General features: G+C 65.7%; 13 protein-coding genes and 2 tRNA genes. 1 reads left to right on the forward strand and 14 read right to left on the reverse strand.

Features of this window, described 5'->3' with window-relative positions; translation table 11 throughout:
* Positions 1 to 274: 274 nt before the first annotated feature.
* From VFG17_RS11135 to sucC, 10 genes are all read right to left on the reverse strand, one after another.
* Positions 275 to 1,159, reverse strand: coding sequence for a TonB family protein (locus VFG17_RS11135; RefSeq protein ID WP_325029546.1), 885 nt, complete (start codon positions 1,157 to 1,159; stop codon positions 275 to 277).
* A gap of 120 nt (positions 1,160 to 1,279) precedes the next feature.
* Positions 1,280 to 2,413, reverse strand: a complete 1,134-nt coding sequence (locus tag VFG17_RS11140; RefSeq protein WP_325029547.1) for a slipin family protein — start codon at positions 2,411 to 2,413, stop codon at positions 1,280 to 1,282.
* Positions 2,414 to 2,805: 392 nt separating this feature from the next.
* A tRNA-Leu gene (locus tag VFG17_RS11145) sits at positions 2,806 to 2,876 on the reverse strand.
* Positions 2,875 to 2,950 (reverse strand) — tRNA-Glu (locus VFG17_RS11150). The genes VFG17_RS11145 and VFG17_RS11150 overlap by 2 nt, the downstream gene beginning before the upstream one ends.
* 189 nt (positions 2,951 to 3,139) lie before the next feature.
* On the reverse strand, positions 3,140 to 4,132 hold the full coding sequence (locus VFG17_RS11155) for a cupin-like domain-containing protein (RefSeq protein WP_325029548.1): 993 nt from the start codon (positions 4,130 to 4,132) through the stop codon (positions 3,140 to 3,142).
* A gap of 55 nt (positions 4,133 to 4,187) precedes the next feature.
* Positions 4,188 to 5,468, reverse strand: a complete 1,281-nt coding sequence (locus VFG17_RS11160; protein WP_325029549.1) for a serine hydrolase domain-containing protein — start codon at positions 5,466 to 5,468, stop codon at positions 4,188 to 4,190.
* Positions 5,469 to 5,556: 88 nt separating this feature from the next.
* Entirely contained in the window at positions 5,557 to 6,915 is a 1,359-nt protein-coding gene (locus tag VFG17_RS11165; protein WP_325029550.1) for a DUF389 domain-containing protein, read from the reverse strand.
* Between the two features lie 12 nt (positions 6,916 to 6,927).
* Entirely contained in the window at positions 6,928 to 7,857 is a 930-nt protein-coding gene (locus VFG17_RS11170; protein ID WP_325029551.1) for an electron transfer flavoprotein subunit alpha/FixB family protein, read from the reverse strand.
* On the reverse strand, positions 7,854 to 8,603 hold the full coding sequence (locus VFG17_RS11175) for an electron transfer flavoprotein subunit beta/FixA family protein (RefSeq protein ID WP_325029552.1): 750 nt from the start codon (positions 8,601 to 8,603) through the stop codon (positions 7,854 to 7,856). Before VFG17_RS11175 ends, VFG17_RS11170 begins: the two co-directional genes overlap by 4 nt.
* Positions 8,604 to 8,831: 228 nt before the next feature.
* The gene (gene sucC, locus VFG17_RS11180; protein WP_325029553.1) at positions 8,832 to 10,037 is read right to left on the reverse strand and encodes an ADP-forming succinate--CoA ligase subunit beta; all 1,206 of its coding nucleotides are present in this window, start codon (positions 10,035 to 10,037) and stop codon (positions 8,832 to 8,834) included.
* Between the two features lie 203 nt (positions 10,038 to 10,240).
* On the opposite strand from sucC, the gene VFG17_RS11185 reads away from it, so the two are divergent.
* The gene (locus tag VFG17_RS11185; RefSeq protein WP_325029554.1) at positions 10,241 to 11,365 is read left to right on the forward strand and encodes a M23 family metallopeptidase; all 1,125 of its coding nucleotides are present in this window, start codon (positions 10,241 to 10,243) and stop codon (positions 11,363 to 11,365) included.
* Positions 11,366 to 11,368: 3 nt separating this feature from the next.
* On the opposite strand, the gene VFG17_RS11190 is transcribed toward VFG17_RS11185, so the two are convergent.
* The 4 genes from VFG17_RS11190 to VFG17_RS11205 form a co-directional block, all read right to left on the reverse strand.
* Positions 11,369 to 11,680 (reverse strand): hypothetical protein, encoded by a 312-nt coding sequence (locus VFG17_RS11190; protein WP_325029555.1) that lies wholly within the window; start codon positions 11,678 to 11,680, stop codon positions 11,369 to 11,371.
* Positions 11,681 to 11,686: 6 nt separating this feature from the next.
* Positions 11,687 to 12,835: a class A beta-lactamase gene (gene bla / locus VFG17_RS11195; RefSeq protein ID WP_325029556.1), complete on the reverse strand. Its 1,149-nt coding sequence runs from the start codon at positions 12,833 to 12,835 to the stop codon at positions 11,687 to 11,689.
* 163 nt (positions 12,836 to 12,998) lie between these two features.
* The gene (gene msrA / locus VFG17_RS11200; protein ID WP_325029557.1) at positions 12,999 to 13,688 is read right to left on the reverse strand and encodes a peptide-methionine (S)-S-oxide reductase MsrA; all 690 of its coding nucleotides are present in this window, start codon (positions 13,686 to 13,688) and stop codon (positions 12,999 to 13,001) included.
* A gap of 328 nt (positions 13,689 to 14,016) precedes the next feature.
* A complete protein-coding gene (locus VFG17_RS11205) occupies positions 14,017 to 15,231 on the reverse strand; it encodes a pyridoxal phosphate-dependent aminotransferase (protein WP_325029558.1) in 1,215 nt (404 codons plus the stop codon).
* Between the last annotated feature and the right edge of the window lie 93 nt (positions 15,232 to 15,324).

The raw sequence follows: 15,324 nt of genomic DNA on the forward strand, positions 1-15,324 counted from the left end.
GCCGACGGCGCCCGGCGCAGAACATAACCCGCACTCCGCCCGCCTGCCCCCCAGTCGAACGACCAGCTCTCCATGTTCGCACCGCCAGAAAGACGCGACAGGCCAGACAGCGCGCCGGGGCCGGCAAGGCGGGTCATGAAACCAGACAAAGCATCGCAAAGGTCGGCCATGCGCCGATACTGCTTGCAGCTTACGTAAACGGCAAGCCACCAATTGCGTCAGGGCGCCGGCGCCTCAGGAACGCGAAGGTCCGGGCGGCTGCCCGAACGACGGCTCAGATATGGAACACGACCGAGTTCAGCCAATAGGAAGCGATCGGGTTTCCCTCCGCATCGAGCGCGGGGTCGAATTGGGCGTTGCGCATGATCGCCTTGCACACCGCGTCGTCGAACGCCTTGGGACGAGTCGACTGCTGGATATGGCACGCCGTCGGCTGGCCCGCGGCATCGACGTTCAGCCGGAAGTGGACGATGGCGCGCTTTCCCGCCTGCAGCATATCGGCTGGATAATCGCGCGATTTCATCCAATTGCCGGGGTTACTCTTCACCGTGACCGGCCGCGACAAGGATGCGTGTCTGGCGACGTCGATCCCCCAATGATCGAGCAGTTCGTCGGTGCATTTTTCGAGCGCCGCGAGCGGCGCGCCCAGCGATCCGGTTTCGAGGATGAACGGCTGACGAACCGATCGTTTCACTTCGATATAGGTGACCGCAGCTTCGCGTTCAGGCGCAATCTTTGGCCACTCGAAATCATATTTCTCCGCCTCGATCGCCGCTTCATAGGCCTTGACGACCTCGGGCGGATAAGGCGCGATGCGGATGCCACGCTGAATGATCAGCGTCGGCGTCTTGTCGGCGAGCACGCCGGGATAGAATTGAACCTCCTGCTCGACTTCGGCCGGTCCGAACCTGATCCGTACCTCACCTTCGTTCAGACGGGAATATGCTGGCTTACCGACGAAACTCAGCCGCAGATCGCCGCCCGGCTGATAGCGGTCGGCGACCAGCACGACCTTCTGGTCGCCCGTGCCAAAGCTGCGCCCCAAGCGGCAGCTGTCGTCGGCATAATGGACGTTCCATTTGGAGCTTGGCTTCAGTCGCAGCGGCTCCTTGGCCGCAGCACCGCCAGGCAGCGCAAGCACCGCCAGCAAAACGAACATCAAAAGATCGCGCCCCGCTCTCCCCATCGGACGCAGCCTTGCCGACCGAAGCGCGAAACGCAAGTCACGATGAAGAAAGGGGCCGGCTTTCACCGGCCCCTTTCCTTTTTGGCGCATGGCTCAGTCGCGCAGGCGCACAAGGTCGTTGAGCAGACCTTCGGTGCCGTTCGTCACCGTCAGCCGCTCGACCTTGCCCGCGATGCTTTCGAGCGCCTCGAGCTCCTTCAGGCGGAGCATGACCGGGTTTTCGGCCATGACCTTCGCCGTGTTGAGCAGCGAGCGGGTGGCGTTCGTTTCCTCACGCCGGCGGATGACATTCGCCTCCGCCTCCTTCTGCGCCGCGACGACCCGGTTCAGGATCTCGCGCATCTCGCCCGGCAGGACCACGTCCTTGAGCGCGATGTCCGAGACCTCGACCCCGATCGCCGCCATGTCGGCACGGACCTTGTCCGCCGCCTCGGCATCGACCGTCACCTTCTTTTCGAGGATCTGGTCGAGCGTCAGCGCGCCGAGCGTCTTGCGAAAGGCCAGCTGCAGCGCCCGGTAGAGCGCATCGGCGAAGTCCTTCACGCTCGTGACCGCGAGCAGCGGATCGACGACGCGGTAGTCCGCGCTGATGTTGATCCGCAGCGTCACCCGGTCGCGGGTCAGCACTTCCTGCCCCGTGACGTCGAGCGACTGGCGGGTCAGGTCGACCAGCTTCGCCGCGATCTTCCGACCCGGGTTCCAGTAGCCGGTGACGCCCGGTTCGAGCCGTTCGGCCATCCGGCCGTCGATGCTGACGAGCGCGGTCTTGCCCTCGTCGACCTCGACCATCGTCACGAACTGCGCCTTGCCCGCCTTCTGCAGCCGCTTGAGCAGCTTCGCCTCGACCCGCGGGCTATCCGCGATGTCGACGGTCGCCGCCTTCCACGGACCCGCGTCGGTCCACAGGATCAGCTTGGCGTCCGGACCGAGAACGGTGTTGATGATTCCATCGCGTTCGATGACAGCAATCTCGTTCTCGGCGGTGCGAACCACGGTCAGATGCGTCGCCACATCCGCCGGCAGCTTTTCCAGCACCGCTTGCTCATAGGCCGATACGAACAGCATCCGGGCGAGCGGCTGGCGCTCGACGCGCAGCGAACCATCGCGGTTCGTCAGCACATGTTCGCCGGCACCCAGGATGCCGCGGACCTCGCCCTTGTAGAGCCAGACCGCGCGTTCGGTTTCGTCGATGAGCACGCGCTTGCGGCCCATCAGGCTATCGATCATTTGCTTCATCATCTTATTCACCATTCTCAAATCTGCGTCACGTCACGCCGATTTCCTTTCTTGTTTGCGGTTCATCGATTTCCCCGAGCCATAGGCACGGGGGCTGGCGGCATGACGGCGGGCGGGCAGCGCGCGAGCGGGCGTCGCGGCGTCCGGTGCGGGGCGATGGGGGTTCGAAAACCCCCGAGCCCGGCATCGGCGCGGCGCAGCCATCGTCGCCTGCCAAACCTTCCGGCATGGCTTCGGAACGGAAGCCGGCCCCACCCGGTGCCCGAGGGCAAGGAGCGAGATCGGCGCCAATCTTCGGCAAGCCAGCCCCCGAACCATTAATTGCAAAGACAGCGTTTCAGGCTGTTACAGCTTAAGAGGCTGTTGGTCGTGCAAAGGACCGGTTTTGGTGCAGGATTCGAACCCGCGACACCAAGGACCTAAACCTTGTGCTCTCCCACTGAGCTAACCAATGGCACAGACGACAGGATTCGAACCCGCAACCTCCGGTCCCGAAAGACCGGCGCTCTCCCATTGAGCTACGTCCGCGAACCTGACCAAACGCGGCGGTATCCGTACAGCGAACCGGCAGCGCCGGTCGTTGCGGGCGGGCTTCGCGAAACCCCGATCCGTTGACATCCGCCCCGCCGACTGGTCGGGGACGGGGCCGTTAGACGTGGCCCAAATAGAGCGCAAGAAGAAAAATCACATATAAAGAAGAATTTATATCGGGTTCGACTAAAACGCACCCCATGACTGATAGTCTTCGACATGGCTATTGGGCCGGCGAAAGCTGGTGAAACTCATGCTCGCCGACAGGTCGAGCGCCTCGACCTGATGCCACCAGCCGACGGGCAGGAAGACGGCTTCGCCGGGCCCGATGATTGTTTCGAGCACGGGCGGCGTTGCGGCATCGCCATCGCCGGCAGGCAGGGCTTCATTGCCCCAGTCGGAGAAGCAATGGCGGCTGTTGCGCATTCGCGCGAACGCCCAGGGCGGCGCCATGCGCACGCGCTTGCGGCCCAGCACCTGCACGAGCAGATTGTTGGTGAGGTCGTGGTGCCAGGGGGTGAGCGTGCCCTTGGGCCCCAACCAGAAAAAGCCGTCGCGCGGCCGGGTGTCGTCGAGGATCGCGATCGGCGCCATATCGTCCCATAGCGGCGCCAGCGCCGCGGCATTGGTGCCGCCGTTATAGGCGGTGAGATAGATGTCGTTGCTCGCCTCGTCCTTGCGCAGCCAGTCGATCAGTTCCCCGAAGCGGATCAGGCGGCGATGGCCGTCCTTCGCGAGTTCATAGTCGGGGTCGCGCTCGCGCTCCACCTGCGCCTCGACGACGGCATCGCCCGCGGCGCGCGCGAAATGGTCGAGCGACCAGCGCGCGAGCGCCGGCCAATGATCGACGATCCCGCTGAGCTTGGCGGGCCGGTTCGCCTCATAATGATGGCGATAGAAGGAAGCGGGCTCGGGATCGGCCAGCGTGTCGAGCGCGAAACCGCCCTCGGCCTCGCGCGCGAGCCGCTCCTGATTGGCGAGCAGCCAATCCTGCTTCGCCATCCGCGCCGCCTGCCGCCGCAGCATCGCCGCCATCGGATCCTTGGCGAGCCGGTCGACCTCATATTTCGCCGCCGCCGCCGACACGCCCGCGCCGACGAGGCGCGCATGGAGCGCGGCGTCGTCCTCGCCGGCTGCGAGGCCTTGGGCGAGCAGCGCGCGTTTGTCGGACTGGGCCATCTCGAAACTCCTCGGCCCCGCTCAACGGCAAGACGATGACAAAAGGATGACAGCCCTAGTCGCCCGCAGGCCCCTTATAGGCCGGTCCATAAACCGCGGCGCGGAAATCGCGGTGGAGCGTGCCGTCATAGGGGATCGTCTGGACAAAGAAGACCGCGGTCAGCTTGTTGGCGGGATCGACCCAAAAGAGCGTCGAGGCCATGCCGTCCCAGAAAAACTCGCCCGTCGCGCCGCGATTCTCTTGCGGGGTTTGCGGCGGCGACTTGCGCACCGCGAAATCGAAACCGAAGCCGACCGCGCCCTTGCCCGGCAACCATGCCCGCTCGGTGATCGCGGGATCGAGCTGGTCGGTCGCCATCAGCTCGACCGTCGAGGGTTTGAGGATGCGCGCGCCGTCGAGTTCGCCTCCATCCAGCAGCATGCGCGCGAAGCGCTGATAATCGTCGAGCGTCGAAGCGAGCCCGAAGCCGCCGGGGGTCAGTGCATTGTCGCGAAAATTGAGCTTCTGCGCTTCGACTGCATCCTGCTGGACGAGCTTGCTGCCGGCCTTCACATTCATCGCGGCAAAACGCGGCAACCGCGTATCGGGCTGGCGCCACGCGGTCTCGGTCATTTTCAGCGGTTCGAAGATATGCGCGCGCACATAATCGGCGAAGCGCTGGCCCGACAGCTTCTCGACGAGCGCCGCCTGCACATCGACCGCGATGCTATATTCCCACTGCGTCCCGGGATGATAAAGCAGCGGCACGCTGGCGAGACGCTTGCTCGCTTCGCCAAGCGTGTTGGTGAGGGCCAGCGGATCGGCGGCAACATAGGCTCGATGCGCCTCCGTCGGCCCTGCACCATAGGCGAAGCCCGCCGTGTGACGCAGGATGTCGCGCACGGTGATCGGCCGTTCGGCAGGTTTGTAAAACGGCCGCCCGGCCCGATCGGTGCCTTCGTAAACGCGCATATCGGCATATTCGGGGAGATATTTCGACAGCGGATCGTCGAGGCGGAACCGGCCAGCCTCCCACAATTGCATCAGCGCGACGCCCGTCACCGGCTTGGTCATCGAATAGATTTGCGCGATCGTGTCGCGGCGCATCGGGCGCTTCGCCGCGCGGTCGGCCATCCCGGCGGTTCCGAAATAGACCTCGCGCCCGTTCTGCCAGATCAGCGCCGAGGTGCCCGCGGCACGGCCGTCGGCGACCATCGCTGCGAGCGCGGCATCGATGCGCTTCGTGTCGATCCGGAGCCTTTCGGGGGCGGCGGCCTGCGCCTGCAGCGGAAGGGGGATCGCTGCCGATCCCGCACACGCCATCATCATCGCCAGTGCCAGTCGCTTGCCGCGCATATCGCCTCCCTGTCCCGCCGTGCCGCGGATCGCCGCGCATCCCATGCGATCGGGGGCGGCAGGTCAACCCGAATAGGTCTGCGGACGGCTATTCGGCCGCGGGCGCTTCCGCCGGTGCGGCGTCTTCGGGTTCCTCAGCCGCCGTCAGCGCGCCATTTTGGATCAGCCATTGCGGATGGTCCGCCTGCACCGACGCCATGATGCGGTCGATCGCCGCCGCGACCTGTTCGCCCTCGGCTTCGCGATCGCGCTGCACGATCGCACGGCGCGCCTGCGCGTCGATCAGCACGCGGTCGCGCGCGACGAGTTCGCCGACGGTCAGCCCGGCAAGGATCGCGCGGCTATCGTCCTCGCGCTGTTCGAGCGCGGCGAGGCGGCGGCCCAGCTGTTCCTCATATTCGGCAGCGGCATTGGTCTGCTGCCGCAGCTGGACGATGCTGACGCGCACGTCGCGGTCGAGCTGGCCCGCGACCTTGCCGGCGAGCGTCGCGTTGAGCCGCGAGGCATATTGGTCGACCAGCACGACCCCGTCGACCGCGACATCATCATCCTCGAGCCGGACGTTCAGGCTGTCGATCCGGTCATCCTTGCCGAGCAACCGGCCGAGTTCGGCCTGCACCGCGGTGCGCGCGCGCAGTTCGCGCGCGATGTCGTTGAGCGAAAGCGCGAGCGGGATCGAGAGAATGCCGAGCGTGACGATAATGCCGACGACCTGCATCACCGTGTGCTGCGGCGTCATCGACGGCCCGAAGCGATTGAGCCGCGCGACGATCGTCGCGGCGAACGCGATGGCGAGCGTGTTGGTAAGGAAGAGCAGCGCGGCGCCGAGCGCGAAGTCCGCCCGCCCCGTCGCGAGGCCGAAGCCGATCGTCGAGAGCGGCGGCACCAGCGCGGTCGCGATGGCGACGCCGACCATCACCCCCGACAGCTTGCGCATGATCGCGTAAACGCCCGCGATGCCGCCGACGACCGCGACGCCGAGGTCGAGCAGGGTCGGCTGTGTCCGGGCGCGAAGTTCGGAGGTGACGTCGGCGATCGGCGAAAGCCAGACGAGCAGCATCGCGACGAGGACCGCGACCGCCATCCCCGCCGCCATCGTCACCAGCGAGCGTTTGATCAGATTGCTTTCGATCGTCGCGAGACCGAAGCCGATCCCCATGATCGGGCCGAGCAGCGGCGACACGAGCATTGCGCCGATCACCACCGCCGCCGAATTCTGCAAGAGGCCAAGCGTCGCGATCGCCGCCGACAACGTGATGAGCAGCAGGAATTTCCTGTCGAGCCGCGCATCGCGCGCGACGCTCGCCAGAATCAACGAGCGGCCGTGGCTGTCCGCCACGGCCGCTGCGTCGTCATTCTGGTCCGGTACGCCGCGTGCCGCGTGGCGACCGCCGGCATCGAACGGCGCATCGCCCAATCCGGGCACTCCGGGATGGTTGCCGGTCATGGCGACTGACGGTTAGATCTTGCCGGTCAGTTCAGGCACGGCATTGAAGAGATCGGCGACGAGGCCGAAGTCGGCGACCTGGAAGATCGGGGCGTCTTCGTCCTTGTTGATCGCGACGATCGTCTTCGAATCCTTCATGCCGGCGAGATGCTGGATCGCGCCCGAGATGCCGATCGCGAAATAAACCTCCGGCGCGACGATCTTGCCGGTCTGGCCGACCTGATAGTCGTTGGGGACATAGCCCGCATCGACCGCGGCACGGCTGGCGCCAAGCGCGGCGCCGAGCTTGTCGGCTAGGGGCACGATGACTTCTTCGTACTTTTCGCTCGAACCCAGCGCACGGCCGCCCGAAACGATGATCTTCGCCGAGGTGAGCTCGGGGCGATCCTGCTTGGCGATTTCGGCGCCGACGAAGCTCGAAATGCCGGCGTCGCTGCCCGCCGAGACGGCCTCGACCGCGCCCGAACCGCCCGAGGTGGCGGCCTTTTCAAAGGCGGTGCCGCGAACGGTGAGGACGAGCTTCGCGTCGCTGCTCTCGACGGTCGCGATCGCATTGCCGGCATAGATCGGGCGGGTGAAGGTCTTGGGACCCTCGACCGACAGGATCTCGCTGATCTGCATCACGTCGAGCAGCGCGGCGACGCGCGGCGCGATATTCTTGCCGGTCGTCGTCGCGGGCGCGACGAAGGCGTCGTGGCTCGCCATCAGCTCGGCGACGAGCGGCGCGACATTTTCGGGCAGATTATGACCGAAAGCGGCGTTGTCGGCGACATGGACCTTGCCGACGCCGGCGATTTCCGACGCCGCCTTGGCGACGCCATCGACGCCTTCACCGGCGACGAGCAGATGGACTTCGCCGAGCTTCGACGCGGCGGTCACCGCGGCGAGCGTGGCGTCCTTGACGGCGCTGCCGTCATGTTCGACCCAAACCAGAGTTTTCATGAATGCACTCCCAGCGCTTTGAGCTTGGCAACCAGTTCATCGACATCGGCGACCTTGACGCCGGCCGAGCGGACGGGCGGTTCCGAAACCTTGACCGTCTTGACGCGCGGTGCGGTGTCGACGCCGTAATCGGCGGGCGCCTTGGTATCGAGCGGCTTCGACTTCGCCTTCATGATGTTCGGCAGCGAGGCATAGCGCGGCTCGTTCAGGCGGAGGTCGGTGGTGACGATCGCGGGAAGCTTGAGCTTCACCGTTTCGAGGCCGCCGTCGACTTCGCGGGTGACGTTCACGCTGTCGCCCTCGACGTTCACCGCGCTGGCGAAGGTGCCCTGCGCCCAGCCGGTCAGCGCGGCGAGCATCTGGCCGGTCTGGTTGTTGTCGTCGTCGATCGCCTGCTTGCCGAGGATGACAAGGCCGGGCTGTTCGGCGTCGGCAATCGCCTTGAAGATCTTCGCGAGCGCCAGCGGCTCGACGGCATCGTCGGTCTGGACGAGAATGGCGCGGTCGGCGCCCATCGCGAGCGCGGTGCGCAGCGTTTCCTGCGCCTTCGCAGGGCCGACGCTGACCGCGATGATCTCGGTCGCGACGCCCTTTTCCTTCAGGCGAATCGCTTCTTCGACCGAAATCTCGTCGAACGGGTTCATCGACATCTTCACATTGGCGAGGTCGACGCCGGTGCCGTCGGCCTTCACCCGCGGCTTCACGTTGTAATCGAGCACCCGTTTGACGGGGACGAGGATTTTCATGGGCTCAAAGCTCCTCTCAGCAAATTGTGCACTGCGCCATAATTGGCGTTTACGTAAACGTCAACCAGCAGTCCCACACCCTCTCCCCTCGGGGGGTGCGGAGACTTGCCAGCTTGCTGGCTAGTCGTAGCTGGGTGAGGGTAGGAAATCTCGCAGGCCCTCACCAAGCCGACTAGGTCCTGACGGACCAAGTCTTCCTATCCTCTCCCAAAGGGGAGAGGGCTTAGCTTACGCCGCGCGAACCTCGGCAACAATCTTCTTTGCCGCATCGCCCAGATCGTTTGCCGCCACGATCGGCAGGCCCGAATTGGCGAGGATGTCCTTGCCCTGCTGGACGTTGGTGCCTTCGAGGCGAACGACGAGCGGGACCGAGAGGTTCACTTCCTTCGCCGCCGCGACGATCCCGTCGGCGATGATGTCGCACTTCATGATGCCGCCGAAGATATTGACGAGGATGCCCTTCACGGCGGGGTCCTTGAGGATGATCTTGAACGCCGCGGTGACCTTTTCCTTCGAAGCGCCGCCGCCAACGTCGAGGAAGTTGGCGGGGAATTCGCCGTTCAATTTGATGATGTCCATCGTCGACATCGCGAGTCCGGCGCCATTGACCATGCAGCCGATATTGCCGTCGAGCTTGATGTAGGCGAGGTCATATTCCGACGCCTCGACCTCGGCCGGGTCTTCCTCGGTCAGGTCGCGCAGTTCGGCGAGGTCCTTGTGGCGGAACATCGCGTTGCCGTCGAACGCCACCTTGGCATCGAGCACGAGCAGTTCGTCGCCATCCTTGCCTTCGCACACGGCGAGCGGGTTGATTTCGATCTGCTCGGCATCGGTGCCGAGGAAGGCGGCATAAAGCCCGCCGAGGACCTTGGCGGCTTGCTTGGCAAGATCGCCCGACAGGCCGAGCGCCGCGGCGACACTGCGGCCGTGGTGCGGCTGGATGCCCGTCGCGGGATCGATGGTGATCGTGTGGATCTTCTCGGGCGTGTCGTGCGCGACGGTTTCGATGTCCATACCGCCCTCGGTCGAGGCGACGACCGCGATGCGGCTGGTGGCGCGGTCGACGAGCAAGGCGAGGTAGAATTCCTGCTTAATGTCGGCGCCGTCGGTGATGTAGAGGCGGTTGACCTGCTTGCCGGCTTCGCCGGTCTGGATCGTCACCAGCGTGTTGCCGAGCATGTCCTTGGCGTGCGCTTCGACTTCCTCGATGCTCTTGGCGAGGCGGACGCCGCCCTTCGCGTCGGGACCGAGTTCCTTGAACTTGCCCTTGCCGCGGCCGCCGGCGTGGATCTGCGACTTCACGACATAGAGCGGCCCGGGAAGCTGCTTAGCGGCGGCAACCGCTTCCTCGACGCTCATCGCGGCGATGCCCTTGGGCACGGCGACGCCAAATTTCGCGAGCAATTCTTTCGCCTGATATTCGTGGATGTTCATGAGGTCTACCGGGCCTTTCGACTCTGTAAGGGAGAGGATCGGCGCCGCCTAAGCACAAGTTCGCCCGCAACGCCACCCCCGGAAACCGCAGATATTCTTGTGTGCGGCAAAGGCTTGCGGCCAGCCGGTCCGTCTTCCGGATGACGTCCGGAGCCCGGGCTGATAATCGGGCGTGGCCAGGAATCGGGATGAGGGAGCCGAAGATGCGGATAAAGCTTCTTGTTTTGGCCTTGTTGGCGCTCGCCGGCGCGGGTCCGGCGGCGGCGCAGGTGAACCAGTCGCTCGATATCGCAATTCCCGAGGCCCCCAATATCGTCCGCGTCGGCGCGGCGGATCAGCTTATTTACGAGCTGCACCTGACCAATTTTTCCAGCCTGCCGCTTCGGCTGGACCGGCTGTCGATCGCGGGCGACAAGGACGCCCCGCTCAAAAGCTACGCCGGCGACGAGCTCGCCAAGGCGACCGGGCTCGTCGGGCCGGCCGGGGCCGACGCGCGAATCATTCCGCCGGGTCGCCGCGCGGTGCTCTATATCAACGCGCCGATCGCGGCCGCCTCCACGCCCCGATCGATCTCGCACAGCCTGACACTCGGCAAGATCGGCGGCGACGGTGCCAGCTTCACCCTTTCGGGCGGCGCGGCGACCCCGGAAACCATCGCCCTCCCTCGCCTGTCGCCGCCGCTGCGCGGCGGGCCGTGGGTCGCGGTGTACGAGCCCGGCATGGAGCGCGGCCACCGCCGCGTCTTCTACGCCACCGAAGGATCGGCGACCTTGCCGGGTCGCTTTGCGATCGACTGGATGAAGGTCGACGCGAACGGAAAGCTCTCGTCGGGCGACGCCGATATTCCAGCGAACTATCATGGCTTCGGCGCCGAGGTGCTCGCGGTCGCGGACGGAACAATCGTCGCGCTGCGCGACGATATGCCCGATCCCGCGACGCGTTCGGGCAGGACGAATCCATCGATCGCCGACGCCAGCGGCAACTATGTCATGCTCGACATCGGCGACGGGCGCATCGCGACCTACGAGCATCTGAAACTGGGCGCGCCGGTCGCCGTCGGGGATCGCGTCAAGGCGGGGCAGGTCGTCGGCTTCCTCGGCTTCACCGGACAGGCGAGCGCGCCGCACCTGCATTTCCACCTCGCCGACCGCGCGTCGATCCTCGGCGCCGAGGGCCAGCCCTATGTCCTGACCTCGCTCGTCAGCCTGGGGCAATATCCCTCGATCGAGGCCTTCGGGCGCGGCGAAAAATGGCCCGCGAAGGCAACCGAAACCGTGCGCGACAGCTTTCCGCCACCGAACCTCGTCGTCCGCTTCCCCGGCGAATGACCGTCAGCGCAGCGCGCAAACCGCCGCCGAACTCGTCGAGACGGTCAATATTTCGGGATCCTTGAGCGCGCGCACCTTGCGGAAGAACTGGTCGAGCGTCAGGTCGGTGACATGCTTGTCCTTGAGGCTGCCGAGCGCCGAGAGGCGCCGAAGCTGCAGCAGCGAGAGGCGGTCGACCATGCGTTCGGCCATGCACGCCGACATCGCCTGCGACAGGCCGGCGTTCTGAAGCCCCGTGCGCAGCCGCGTTTCGGGCGTCGCGCAGCCGGCGAGCAGCAGCACCAGCGCGAGCACCGGCAGAAGAACGCGCTTCATCGGTCCTTACCTTCCGTGATAGTCGGCGACGGCGCCCGACACCGCCTGCATCAGAGCCATGCGCGCGGGGATCGAGGCACTGGTGTCGCCGAGCAGCACGACGATCGCATAGCGCGTGCCGTCGGGCGCGGTCGCGATACCGATGTCGTTATAACCGGCGGTCGCGCCCTTATAATCCTGTCCCGTCCCGGTCTTGTGCAGGAATTTCCAGCCCGCGGGCAGGCCCGCTTTCAACCGGCGCGGGCCGCTTCGGGTCCGGCTCATCACGTCGAGCAGATATTCGGTCGAATCGGGCGACAGCAACGTCCCGCGCGCCAGCCGGGTGAGCGCGCTCGCGATCGCTTCGGGGCTCGCGCCGTCGGGCGGATTGGCGAGATAGGCGTTGCGCGCCGCGAGGCGCGTCGCATCGGGGAGCGCGGCGCGCGCCTGATAGAAGGCGCGCCCGACCGAATAGGCCTGTTGCCATTTGAGCCCCGCGGTTCCCGCCTGCAGCAGACGTTCGCCGGGGCCGAAGCGGATCGCGCCCAGATCCTTCTTGTCGATGAAGGCGCGCACCGCATCGGGGCCGCCGACGGTCCGCAGCAGGCTGTCGTTCGCGGTATTGTCGCTGTGGGTGATCGCGGTTTCGATGAGGTCGCGGACGCTCATCGTCACCGAACCTTCGGACCGCACCCGCGCGGCGAGCGGCTGGTGGAACAGGGTTAGATCCTCGGGGCCGATACGGACGCGCTGATCGAGCGTCATGCGTCCCTGATCGACCGCGTCGAGCACCGTCAGCGCGACCCAGAACTTCGATACGCTTTGCTGGGGAAACAGCTCGTCGCCGCGCTGCGAAAGCGACCATTCGCCGTCGATGCGCTGCACCGCGATGCCGGTCTTGCCGGGGAAGGCGCGCCACAATTCGAAAATGCGATCGTCGAGCCCGGCGGGGGCGCGGCGGAAACCGGGGTCGATCGGCCCCGCGGGCCGCGGCATCGCCGAGCGGACCGGCTCGCCGATCGGAACCGTGACCGAACCGGCCGGACCGCGCACCGGCGCCGGCTGCTGCTGCGCGCGCGGCTGCGGCACGATCACGGCGCTGCCGACGCAGCCCGCGAGCACTGCGGCGCTCATCGTCACAGCGAGGAGCGGCCTGCCCGAAAATCTAAGCTTCATTCAAACCCCGCACCTGCGACTTTTATATCTTGTCCCGACCCCTCTCGGACATGTCCCCACGTCACGCAGGCGCACGGGACGGGCCAGCGTTTTGCGGTGAACGATTCTTCTGCCGCGACCAGTCGCGGAACCTGTGGGGTTTTTCCCCGGCGCCTACCCGGCGTCAGGGCGCGGGCGCCGCGCGCACCTTGTCGGGATAGAGGCGCTTCAGCGCCGCGAGCTTGGGCGCGTCCCAGCGCAGGATATAACCGTTGCGCGGGTTGCGGCGCATGAAATCCTGATGGCTCGCCTCGGCGCGATAGAAGCGCTTGTACGCCTCGACGGGCACGACGATCGGCTTCGCGAAATATTTGCCGCGGCCGATCTGCGCCAGATAGGCGGTGGCAACCCGCCGCTGATTCGCGTCCATAGGCACGATCGCGGCGCGATATTGCGAGCCGACATCGGGGCCCTGCCGGTTTTTCAGGGTTGGATCGGCGACCACCGAGAAAAGGATGCGGAGCAGCGTGCCATAGCTGACCTGGCTCGGGTCATAGACGATGCGAACCGCCTCGGCATGGCCCGACTTGCCGTCGTGCGTCCGCTCATATTTGGCGGTGGCGGCGCTGCCGCCATGATATCCCGATTCGACCGAGATCACGCCCTTCACGTTCGAAAAGACGCCTTCGACGCCCCAGAAACAGCCGCCGGCGAGCACCGCGGTCGCGCGCTTGGCCTTGACGGCGGGATCGACGGTGGCGGCGGGGAGCTTGACGACGCTTTCGGCTTGCGCGGGCGCGCACTGAGCGACGATCGCGCCCGCCGCCAGCGCCGCGACGGCGCGAAGCGACAGCGTCCGCCGCAGCGGCGTCATGCCGGAATCGGCAACGCCGGCTGATTGAGGACGATGTAAGTCGCGCCAATCGCGAAGCCGGCGAGCATGGTCAAAAACCAATCGGAGCGGAGCATGGAGAGCATAGGGGCCTCTTATCATTCTTGTTGTTCGCGGCCGGAGCCGCCCTGGTTACACCGGCAATATGACGCGCCCCGTGCCATCCGTCGGTGATGGCGGTCACTCTAGACGAGATGACTTACCATCCGGTGAACCGGGCGCTTAACCAGCGTTCAGGTTCAGATAGGCCGGCCCGCCGACATTACAAGACCGATCGGTATAAAATTCCTATGCGGCAGTAAACCGACGCTCAGCTCAGCGCCGCACATGCCTGCTGAATACGCACGCACGCTTCCTTCAGCACCGCTTCGGAGGTCGCGTAAGAGACGCGGAACGCCGGCGACAGGCCGAAGGCGCCGCCATGCACCGCCGCGACGCGCGCCGAATCGAGGAAATAGTCGATCAAGGCCTCGTCGCTGTCGATCAGCTTGCCTTCAGGCGTCTTCTTGCCGATACAGCCCGACGCGTCGGGATAGACATAGAAAGCGCCGTCGGGGACCGGGCAATCGAGGCCCGGCGCATCGTTGAGCATCGCGACGACCATGTCGCGGCGCTTCCTGAACGCCGCGTTGCGGTCGTCGAGGAACTGCTGCGGCCCGCCCAGCGCGGCGGCGGCGGCGGCCTGCGCGATCGAGCAGGGGTTCGAGGTCGACTGCGACTGCAGCTTGCCCATCGCCTTGATGATCCACGCGGGCCCGCCCGCATAGCCGATGCGCCAACCGGTCATCGCATAGGCCTTCGAACAACCATTGACCGTCAGGATGCGGTCGATCAGGTCGGGGCAGCGCTGCGCAAAGGTGGTAAAGGCGAAGTCGGCGTACCAGACATGCTCGTACATATCGTCGGTCATCACCATGACGTGCGGATGGCGGCGGATGACCTCGCCGAGCGCGTCGAGTTCCTCGCCCGAATAGGCGGCGCCCGACGGGTTCGACGGCGAGTTGAACATCACCCAGCGCGTCTTTTTGGTGATCGCCGCCTCGAGCTGCGCGGGGGTGATCTTGTAATTCTGCGCCGCGGTGCCCTCGACGATCACCGGCGTGCCGCCCGCGAAGGCGACGATGTCGGGATAGCTGACCCAATAGGGCGCGGGGATGATCACCTCGTCGCCCGGATCGACGGTCGCGACGAGCGCGTTGAACAAAGTATGCTTGCCGCCGACGTTGACCGAAATCTGGTCGAGCCCGAAATCGAGGCCGTTGTCGCGGCGGAACTTGCCGCGGATCGCGTCCTTCAGCGCCACCGTGCCGTCGACCAGCGTATATTTGGTCTGCCCGTTCCGGATCGCCTCGATCGCCGCTTCCTTGACGAAATCGGGGGTGTCGAAATCGGGCTCACCCGCGCTGAGGCCGATGACATCGACGCCCGACGCTTTCAGCGCCGACACGCGCGCGGTCATCGCGAGCGTCGCCGACGGCTGGATACGGTTGAGGGCGGCGGAGACATGGGGCTTGAAAGTCGACATCGAAAAGCGTCCTTGCGAGAGGGCGAACGGCGTGAACTGGCAGAAAATTGCGCGCGGCCGCGCCTATAACGTCCGACCGACATTCGCAAGCGC

The sequence above is a fragment of the Sphingopyxis sp. genome (genome assembly GCF_035686825.1).
In the GTDB taxonomy this organism is placed as follows: domain Bacteria; phylum Pseudomonadota; class Alphaproteobacteria; order Sphingomonadales; family Sphingomonadaceae; genus Sphingopyxis.

What these genes read in the sequence shown, in the direction of transcription:
- VFG17_RS11135 (WP_325029546.1), bottom strand. Translation starts at nt 1,159, where the DNA reads ATGTTCGTTTTGCTGGCGGTGCTTGCGCTGCCTGGCGGTGCTGCGGCC.
- VFG17_RS11140 (WP_325029547.1), bottom strand. Translation starts at nt 2,413, where the DNA reads ATGATCGATAGCCTGATGGGCCGCAAGCGCGTGCTCATCGACGAAACC.
- VFG17_RS11155 (WP_325029548.1), bottom strand. Translation starts at nt 4,132, where the DNA reads ATGGCCCAGTCCGACAAACGCGCGCTGCTCGCCCAAGGCCTCGCAGCC.
- VFG17_RS11160 (WP_325029549.1), bottom strand. Translation starts at nt 5,468, where the DNA reads ATGCGCGGCAAGCGACTGGCACTGGCGATGATGATGGCGTGTGCGGGA.
- VFG17_RS11165 (WP_325029550.1), bottom strand. Translation starts at nt 6,915, where the DNA reads ATGACCGGCAACCATCCCGGAGTGCCCGGATTGGGCGATGCGCCGTTC.
- VFG17_RS11170 (WP_325029551.1), bottom strand. Translation starts at nt 7,857, where the DNA reads ATGAAAACTCTGGTTTGGGTCGAACATGACGGCAGCGCCGTCAAGGAC.
- VFG17_RS11175 (WP_325029552.1), bottom strand. Translation starts at nt 8,603, where the DNA reads ATGAAAATCCTCGTCCCCGTCAAACGGGTGCTCGATTACAACGTGAAG.
- sucC (WP_325029553.1), bottom strand. Translation starts at nt 10,037, where the DNA reads ATGAACATCCACGAATATCAGGCGAAAGAATTGCTCGCGAAATTTGGC.
- VFG17_RS11185 (WP_325029554.1), top strand. Translation starts at nt 10,241, where the DNA reads ATGCGGATAAAGCTTCTTGTTTTGGCCTTGTTGGCGCTCGCCGGCGCG.
- VFG17_RS11190 (WP_325029555.1), bottom strand. Translation starts at nt 11,680, where the DNA reads ATGAAGCGCGTTCTTCTGCCGGTGCTCGCGCTGGTGCTGCTGCTCGCC.
- bla (WP_325029556.1), bottom strand. Translation starts at nt 12,835, where the DNA reads ATGAAGCTTAGATTTTCGGGCAGGCCGCTCCTCGCTGTGACGATGAGC.
- msrA (WP_325029557.1), bottom strand. Translation starts at nt 13,688, where the DNA reads ATGACGCCGCTGCGGCGGACGCTGTCGCTTCGCGCCGTCGCGGCGCTG.
- VFG17_RS11205 (WP_325029558.1), bottom strand. Translation starts at nt 15,231, where the DNA reads ATGTCGACTTTCAAGCCCCATGTCTCCGCCGCCCTCAACCGTATCCAG.